4 protein-coding genes are annotated in these 8,419 nt (G+C 57.1%); 3 read left to right on the top strand and 1 reads right to left on the bottom strand.

The window, feature by feature from the left end; translation table 11 throughout:
• Positions 1-135: 135 nt before the first annotated feature.
• Positions 136-261: a hypothetical protein gene (locus HRL41_RS12305; RefSeq protein WP_256368267.1), complete on the top strand. Its 126-nt coding sequence runs from the start codon at positions 136-138 to the stop codon at positions 259-261.
• A gap of 383 nt (positions 262-644) precedes the next feature.
• Here the strand turns inward: HRL41_RS12305 and HRL41_RS04135 are convergent, their stop codons facing one another.
• On the bottom strand, positions 645-6,125 hold the full coding sequence (locus HRL41_RS04135; RefSeq protein WP_172135682.1) for a leucine-rich repeat protein: 5,481 nt from the start codon (positions 6,123-6,125) through the stop codon (positions 645-647).
• Between the two features lie 331 nt (positions 6,126-6,456).
• Here HRL41_RS04135 and HRL41_RS04130 point away from each other — a divergent pair, with 331 nt between their 5' ends.
• Both HRL41_RS04130 and HRL41_RS04125 read left to right on the top strand, forming a co-directional pair.
• On the top strand, positions 6,457-6,762 hold the full coding sequence (locus HRL41_RS04130; RefSeq protein WP_172135681.1) for a hypothetical protein: 306 nt from the start codon (positions 6,457-6,459) through the stop codon (positions 6,760-6,762).
• Entirely contained in the window at positions 6,759-8,096 is a 1,338-nt protein-coding gene (locus HRL41_RS04125; protein ID WP_172135680.1) for a transposase, read from the top strand. Before HRL41_RS04130 ends, HRL41_RS04125 begins: the two co-directional genes overlap by 4 nt.
• The last annotated feature ends 323 nt before the right edge of the window (positions 8,097-8,419 follow it).

Raw genomic sequence — 8,419 nt, 5'->3', positions numbered from 1 at the left:
ACGGGATCCGCACCACAGGGTCGATGCATATGGAGAGAGATCCCTCGCCGACGGACGAGGGGCCTCTCCTTGCGCCCGCTTGACAGGATCCGGGTCATATGGGGACTCAACAACTCCATCAAGGTGACGAGACGCATGAGCTGCGGGCTCGAGACCTTCGAGCGCATGCGCAGGCGCTGCCTGCTGTCCCTGGGCTGCATGAGGATCGTCGAGCGCGGCGTCAGGATCAACGGCGTCAAGCTCGAGGACCCGAGGGGCTAGCGGACAACCCGTGAAGCGGAGGCGATGCGCTTGACCGACGCCGCGCTGCCGCGCAAGAGGGCGGTGACGCCCTTTGTCGATCCGCGTCCGTAGGGCGCTGAAAGATGAATCCGCGATAATTTGCCCTGCTGAGGGTATAAGTCGCTGTACCCGAATTTGGGTTTGAACAGGGGTTTTAGTTGTCAATGAAATGTTCAATTCAGAGAGTTTTGCCTGATGGCGAGTTGATTATTGCGGTTTTCTACCCAACATTTTGTCTAGAACCCAAAGATACGTTCAATTCAGAGAGTTTTGCCTGATGGCGAGTTGATTGCGATTTTCTACCCAACATTTTGTCTAGAACCCTGATCCGCGCCAACAGCAGCATTTATCATTAATCTGCGCTACTTGACCGCAATCGTCACCGTAACTGTCTTGCTGCCAGAGACGTAATTCGTGTTACCCTTTGCTGTGACTTCGATCTTCACCTTGTAGGTGCCCTTCTTAGTGCCCTTGGGGACGGTGATTGTTCCGTTCTTCGCATTCACCTTAAACTTCTTTACGGCCCCCTGCGTGCTGACGTTCTTGTACGAGAGCGCCCCCTGGTTACTCTTGACCGTCACCGTCTTAGACAAGGCAATCGCACCCTTCTTCACGTTGGCGTATTTGACCGTCTTGTTAACAGCTTTGGCAGTCATCGGCTGCTTCGCCTTGCTGATCTTGAACGTGGCGCTCTTTGTGCCAGTGAAGTTGCCCTTTCCAGTAACCACAGCCGTAGCAGTTCCCGCTTTGACGTTGTTCTTGTAGGAGACGGTGTAGTCGGTGCCGCTCTTGAGCGTCCTGCCCCCCACCTTGACCGTGGGGGCGGGCTTGAGCGCCTTGCCGGCGTAGGTCTGCGCGGCCACCGTCACCGACGCGCCGGACACGCTGGCCCTGTTGATCTTGAAGCTCGCCTTCTTGCTGCCCGAGTAGCCGCCCTTGCCGGTTATCGTGACCGTCGCCGTGCCGACGGCCGTGTTGTTCTTGTAGGAGACGGTGTAGTCGGTGCCGCTCTTGAGCGTCCTGCCCCCCACCTTGACCGTGGGGGCGGGCTTGAGCGCCTTGCCGGCGTAGGTCTGCGCGGCCACCGTCACCGACGCGCCGGACACGCTGGCCCTGTTGATCTTGAAGCTCGCCTTCTTGCTGCCCGAGTAGCCGCCCTTGCCGGTTATCGTGACCGTCGCCGTGCCGACGGCCGTGTTGTTCTTGTAGGAGACGGTGTAGTCGGTGCCCTCGACTAGGGTTGTGTCACCGATTTTTACAGACGGTTTCGGGGTTATAGAGGTCCCGGTGAACGACTGGCTGGCTATAGCCGAAATCGTCGCTTGAGAGATAGACCGCTTCATGTGCACGTCAACACCAGTCCGGATGGGCGGCACCGTCATCCAGCCGCTCCATTGGGTACCGTAGCCATCCCTCTCATATTTAACGCGCCACCATCCCTCGGGAACATTCCAGGCATACTTGCCATCTCCGCCCGTGACCAGCGGATTCTCCTGGTCATACTCACTTGCATCCCATAATGTACCATACTCCGTCGCGGCAGGAACGGTGTTGAAGAACTCGCTTGTCCCGTCGCTCTCAATCCAGTACGCAGTTACCTTAACACTGTCGAGCGGCTCGTTCGTGACGGCGTCGTACACAGAGCCGCTCGGGTCAACGACCCAGCTGGGACGAACCTCACCGCCAGTGATTTGGCCCACCCGCATGTCCAAGAAGAACGAGGACGACGCGTTGATGACGCCAAGCATCCCCGTGAGAACCAAGCTAGCGGGGCCCGACAATCCAGCCGCAGCCATGAAGAGGGGAATGGTAGCTGAAAGCAACATGAAGTTCGTACGGTCCTTGTGCAACTGATCGACCTTCTTCAGAGCGGCAGCCTCCTCGGCTGGCGACAGCCCGAGACCGTAAACCTCTTTGCGCAAGTCCGCTATGTCGGAGTCAATGCCCTTCTGCTTCAACAGGATTCCTGCGACGGTTCCCGCAGTAGAGAGATAGCCTGAAGCATTGGAGAGCTTCTCCCACAGTTTGACGTCCGTCGTCTGGTCAAGCACGTCGTTGATGATAATCTCGAGGTACTTGTTGTCCGCAACGTCCTTGACAAGCATCAGCCACCGATCTTCGTCCGTATAGTCAAAGTCGAAGATATAGCGCTTGCCGTCTTTTCCCGGCACAATGTAAGAAAGAATGGTGTCGTTCGTTTCGGCGATGGACAGCCAGTCCTTGAAGGTGGACGAGACTTCTGTCTCGTTCTTCCAGTCCGAGATGGCGAGGCCGATTTTGGTCGATTCCTTGATGAGGTCCGGATACGCCTCAGCAAGATCGATCATCGCTTCGTATTGGCCGTCGGCGTTCTTAACCGCCGAGAAGGTTTCCGCGGGGAGATAGTCAGAGTAGGCGGACCAGTCAAAGTCCTCTGTCGCAAATGCCTCGGCCCTGGACTTCGTGTATTCAACGCTCAAGGTCCCTGGAACATAGTCGTGGTCATCCGGATCAAAGAATCCCGACGCCACGAACGCATCCTTGCTCGGATCGTAGGTCGCCTGCATGTACTTCTTTTCACCATTGCGCGTACTCGTCACGTAGAGTGCGTCTATCTGCTCAGGGTGGGTATATCCGACCTCAAACGTGAACTCCTGCGAAGGAGCATAGTAGATGAGCGGCTTGGCCTCGCTGTTCAGGAGATCGCAGGTTGTCGCCTTGCCGTTCTCGCTGTACGAGACAGTGAACTTGTTCATCTCGGCGGCATCTTGCTCGTAAGTGGTCTTTGCCGTTTGCTCAAGCTCGCCTGAATCTGCGTAGCAGACCGCTTTGACCTCGTATGTCCGATAGTTCTGCGGACTCGCAAGGGAAACTGGCGCGCTCCAAGAGCCAGCCTTCGAAGAAGACGTGCTCGCCACTTCCTCTCCACCCACAAGAATCGATATGGACGATTGAGGCGGCGCGATTCCGCCTACCTCAAAAGAGCTCTTCGAGATGATTGGGGGCACGTCCAGCGTAAGAACGCTCATGGGCTCGTTAATGACGCCTATAACCTCTTCCACATCCTGTCCGCCCTTGCGCATCTCAAGATACGCATAGCTCGTGAAGTCCTCTTGCGATGTCGCGCGCACTTGATACCTGACTGTTCCGGCAGCCTTGCTGACAGGCACCTGGAGCATTCGTTCGTCGTAGCCGAGCGAATAGTCAGTAACGCTGCGACCGTCCAAAGTTAGGGAATCTTCGTCGAGGTCAACGCCCTTCGGAAGACAAATCGTCACGCAACTCGGCGATACTGATCTCTTCCAAGAGTCTTTGATGCCGTATTTGGCGGAAACGCTTACATAGCCATTCGTTGAAATCGCGTCCAAGTTGGCGACATATCTCGAGCTACTCCGATCCAATGCCAGAGACTCGCCGTCTGACGAGCTCGAAGTGATCACGAAAGGTATGCCGTTTTCGATGGCGTATACGACGGCATAGGTGTCGGCGCCGCAATACAAGGTAACCGCGCTGTTTGAGAACGCATTCGACCCAATGTTCTGGACCGAGCTCGACATCGTCAGGCGGGTCAGCGAGAACGTGCTCTCGAAACACCAGTCGCCTATCGTCGACACCGAAGCAGGCAGCACAAGGTTCTTGAGCGATTCGCACTGCGCAAAAGCTGAGCTTCCGAGCACGGTAACTGAATCCGGCAGCGTCACGGACGCGAGGGAGGCGCACCCGCTGAAGAGGTCGGACGGGACCTCCCTCATGCCCGGGGCGAGCGTCGCCGAGGTGAGCCCGGAGGAGTTGAACGGGCACCCGTCTGTCTTGATCGAGGCGGGCACGGTCACGCTCGCGAGCCGCTCGCACCCGCTGAACACGTTGCCCTCGAGGGTGCAGCCCCACTGGGCGTTGTCCGGCAGCGTCACGGACTCGAGCCTCACGCAGTCCTCGAAGGCCCAGGAGCCGACGGACTCGAGCGAGTCCGGCAGGTCGATCGAGGTGAGCGCGCAACCCTGGAAGGCCCAGGAGCCGATGGTCTTCAGCGAATCCGGCAGGTCGATCGAGGTGAGCGCGCAGTACGCGAAGGCCGACGAGCCGATCCTGGTGGGCGCGTCCGGCAGCGTCACGGACGCGAGGGAGGCGCACCCGCTGAAGAGGCCGGACGGGACCTCCCTCATGCCCGGGGCGAGCGTCGCCGAGGTGAGCCCGGAGGAGTTGAACGGGCACCCGTCTGTCTTGATCGAGGCGGGCACGGTCACGCTCGCGAGCCGCTCGCACCCGCTGAACACGTTGCCCTCGAGGGTGCAGCCCCACTGGGCGTTGTCCGGCAGCGTCACGGACTCGAGCCTCACGCAGTCCTCGAAGGCCCAGGAGCCGACGGACTCGAGCGAGTCCGGCAGGTCGATCGAGGTGAGCGCGCAACCCTGGAAGGCCCAGGAGCCGATGGTCTTCAGCGAATCCGGCAGCTCAACCGATACGAGGGATCCGCAGCCCTCGAAGGCCGACGAGTCGATCTTGGCAACGCCATGTCCATCGATGGATGCAGGTATGACCAGCGCGGTTAGACTTTCGTCTGCTAATCCCGTAATCGTTACGCTACCGTCTGATTCAACCGTGTAGTTCAGCTCGGACGTATTTGCCTGAACCGCAAGCGTTCGAGCCTGCAGCAGCTGAGCTGAACGGTCTCTCTCGCTCTCAGCAACAGCTTCTGCGTCTGACTCAACCTCGCTCGCCGCTGCCAACTCGGGATCAGCAGGCGACTGCTCGATCTCAGTTGCTGTTTGCGCTGCACCCGAATCAGCGCTGCCTTCGCTGTCCACGGTATTGACCTCCACGGGCTCATCGGCCGAATAAGTCTCCGTCACATCTAAGCTGTCTTCAGCAGGATCCTCTGAGGCTTCTCTATCTTCGCCCTCTTCAGCTTCCCGCTGTTCTTCGTCATCCACCGTCGCGCCTGCGTTCTCCGCGTCACTTGGCACTGTCGACTCGGAGTCAATGGATGATTGATTGATTTTGACCGCTTCTTGCGATGAACCATTGCCGCCGTCTTTGTCCGCATCGCCGTTTTCAACAGCTTCACCAGCCAAGGATAGCTCCGCAGCACCTAAGTCGTTTTCGACCGAAATCTCCGAGCTTTCTCCATCTCGATCCTCTTCAGCGGCCCCCCGTCCTTCGCTACCCGCCGCCACATCCGTGCTTGCCGCCTCGGTCGACTCACTCTCCCGCACCTCTAGCGTATTGATGACCGCGCCACCGCTTGGTGCGCCGTCGCCCGACTGGTCGGAGTCGGAGTCCTCGTACTTCACCTGGTAGCCAAACCCAGACAGCAGGTCGACATCTTCCTTAACTACGTACTCAACTTCAGAGGAGCTGCCCTCAGCATATTTCGGAAGGTTTTCAAAGCTTGCAACCCAGGGATCCTTTTCCCAAGATTCGCCCTTAGCTTCGTCTTTTTTTCCGTCAAGCACGGCGGTTTTCGCCGTATCCTCACCGTCCGCGAACAAATGCAGCGTGACGGAGTCGGGTCGCGCTCCGCTAGCATTGTCGCCGTCGTCCCACGTCACCTTAAAGGAGACCTCAGCGGTCTCCATATCTGCCGGCTCGGCAGCTCCCAACACGAGAGCACCGTCGCCTGATGCCTTGCTAGCTTCACTCTGGATAACGGTCTCGATCTCAATGGGATCTTCCTGGACGGTGACCGCAGATGCCGACTGGGGCGCTTCGCCCGCAGCATCAGCTTCCTTTGCGTACGCTGGAACAATTGGGGCAAGAGAAACGACCATCGTTATAGACAGAAGCACCGAAAGCACTCTTGCCGGCAAGCTGACGCAAGATTTACTAGGCGACATACGATCTACCTCCTTTTTCCTGACATCCAAAAAAGGGCACACAATTTGACTCTTTCAAGAAGTCCATTTCTGGCTTTTCTGAATCTGATGTTGTTTTGCCAATTTCTGCCTCCATTTTGGACTCAGCAACACAACTCTTGTGGAAAGTTGTGTTGCTCACCTGTCCTGACCTGGGGTATTGCGATTTCATGCGACCACTTTCATGCTTGTCTCGAGCTTCCGAGTAAATCTATTGACAGCGATTTCCGATAACGCGGATACCGAAGCGCATCGGAAGCAAAGAATCGAAGGGTGCAGGGTGGTTACAGCGCCCCACACCCCCATTGCGGCATCTGCGTCATCGGAGGATTGGAACGACTCCATGAACAGCAGAGAAGCCAACAAGAAAAGAAGGCTCGCGCATGCGCAGGGTCTTTTGCCCGACTCATACGCAAATGAGCGCGAAAAGCCCGACGGCAGCGTTGTTGCTGCACACGAAGTCGAGCTCGCCGCGCTGAAAAGAATCGAGCAAGACGAGCATAGCGCATGGGACGTGCTGTGTGTTGAGGCACTCTCAGAGAAGTGCTTCTCACGTGGATGCGCCTTTAATGACGGTGCAATCGAGGACTGCCCCGGGTGGCGCGGGTTTGCCATCTTAGGATTCGAGGGCTGGGTGATGGCCTCATGAGCAGGATACGCCCGGCAGATGTTGGCCTGCCAAACAGCGTCCGCGTCGATAAGGCGGGAGCCAGCGCCGGCTTTACCGACCTCCACGTCACTATCGATACTTGCGATCTTACATGTCCTGGGTGCAAACACACCATGACAGGGCATGGCAGCTACGCCAAACGCATGGCACACGTCGTGGGTGAGACTCCCTGTACCTTGACCGTCAAGGTCAAAAGGTACAGGTGCAAAAGATGTGGGGCCACGAAAAGCGCAGATGTTCCCTTCGCTTCTGTCGTAAGCCCTACCATCACCGATGCGCTCGAGGAACACGTCATCAATCTTTTGCGCAGACGACAGACCATAACCGAGGTGGCATATGCATGCAACGTCTCGCATGACACGGTGCGCCTTGTCATCAACAGCGTACATATCAAAAAGCCAAAGCTTCCCTGCATCCTGCTCACAGACGAGATACATGCCATGAGCTACCGGGAACCTGGCACAGGAAAACAGGTCTGTGTGTTCTGGACCTGCGCCTATGACGGTGCCACAGGGTACTTGATAGACGTCATCGAGGGCAGGGACGCCAGTGACATGGACCGGTGGTTCGCTCAATTCGGTCTCGACGAGCGCAAACACGTCGTCTTCTTCTGCTCGGACATGCACGACGCCTATCTGAGCGCAGCAAAGAGGTGGTGTAGGCTCGCATGCATGGGAGTTGACCGGTTCCATGTCGCAAAGACCGGCGTTTCCTGCATGGATGATGCCCGGTGTCGTCTGCAGAAGGGCGCGAGCAACGGAGCCGACATCAAGAGACGTCACCGCAAGCTTGCGGCCAACCGGGGCAAGAGAAGACGCGAGCACGAAGACGCGCCGTGGATTGAAGTAGAAAAGAATACGGTATGCGGCATGCTCGCCATCTGCGATACCAAGCACTCTCACCTCAGGCAGGCCTACCTGACACTTCAGCCCTGCTGCATATGGCAAGACCATCACTGGACCGACAGATGCGAATGCGAGAAGGCTCTTGACAGCTGGATTAGCAAGGCAAGCGCGCTCGAGGTGCCTGAGATGAGGAGATTTGCCAAAACCGTCGCCAGGTACAAGCGCTACCTGGTAACGGCAACGATAAGCCATGTCAACACGGCGCGGGCAGAGTCGACCAACGACAAGATCAAGGAGCTCAAACGCAAGAGCCGCGGGTTCGGCACCTTCGAGGAGACCAGAAGACGGCTGCTCTTGGCCTTCGGCGCACCGGATGCTGTTGAGGGCGCCACTGCCTACACAAGGAGGAAGAAGGCTCAAGCTGCTGCCTTTGTCTCCAAATCTTCCAAGCGAAAGAAGAAGCGCTAGGGGCTGAGTGTGACGCACTTGTCTGCACCCAGAAGCCCGCCTGTGCTCAAGGTCACATGATGTCGTTTCTTTAGTTGTAAAGCTGCATCTCATAGCTTGTTTTTTAACCCTCAGCTTAGAGGGCATCTGACAGTACGGCCAAAAACCTACCGCTTTTCTTCTGAATCTGGTGTTGCCGCCTTAGATTGCATGTAAATCACCTGATCAAGTTAATGTTTTAGGCCTATCGCCAACACGATTTTCGGAAAGGCCTGAATCTGGTGTTGCCGCCTTGATTCTCATCTAAAACACCTGGTCAAGTTAATGTTTATGGCCTATCGGCA

It is taken from the genome of Adlercreutzia sp. ZJ473 (assembly GCF_013185065.1).
GTDB lineage: Bacteria > Actinomycetota > Coriobacteriia > Coriobacteriales > Eggerthellaceae > CAAEEV01.
This window is presented reverse-complemented; position numbering and strand designations above follow the sequence as displayed.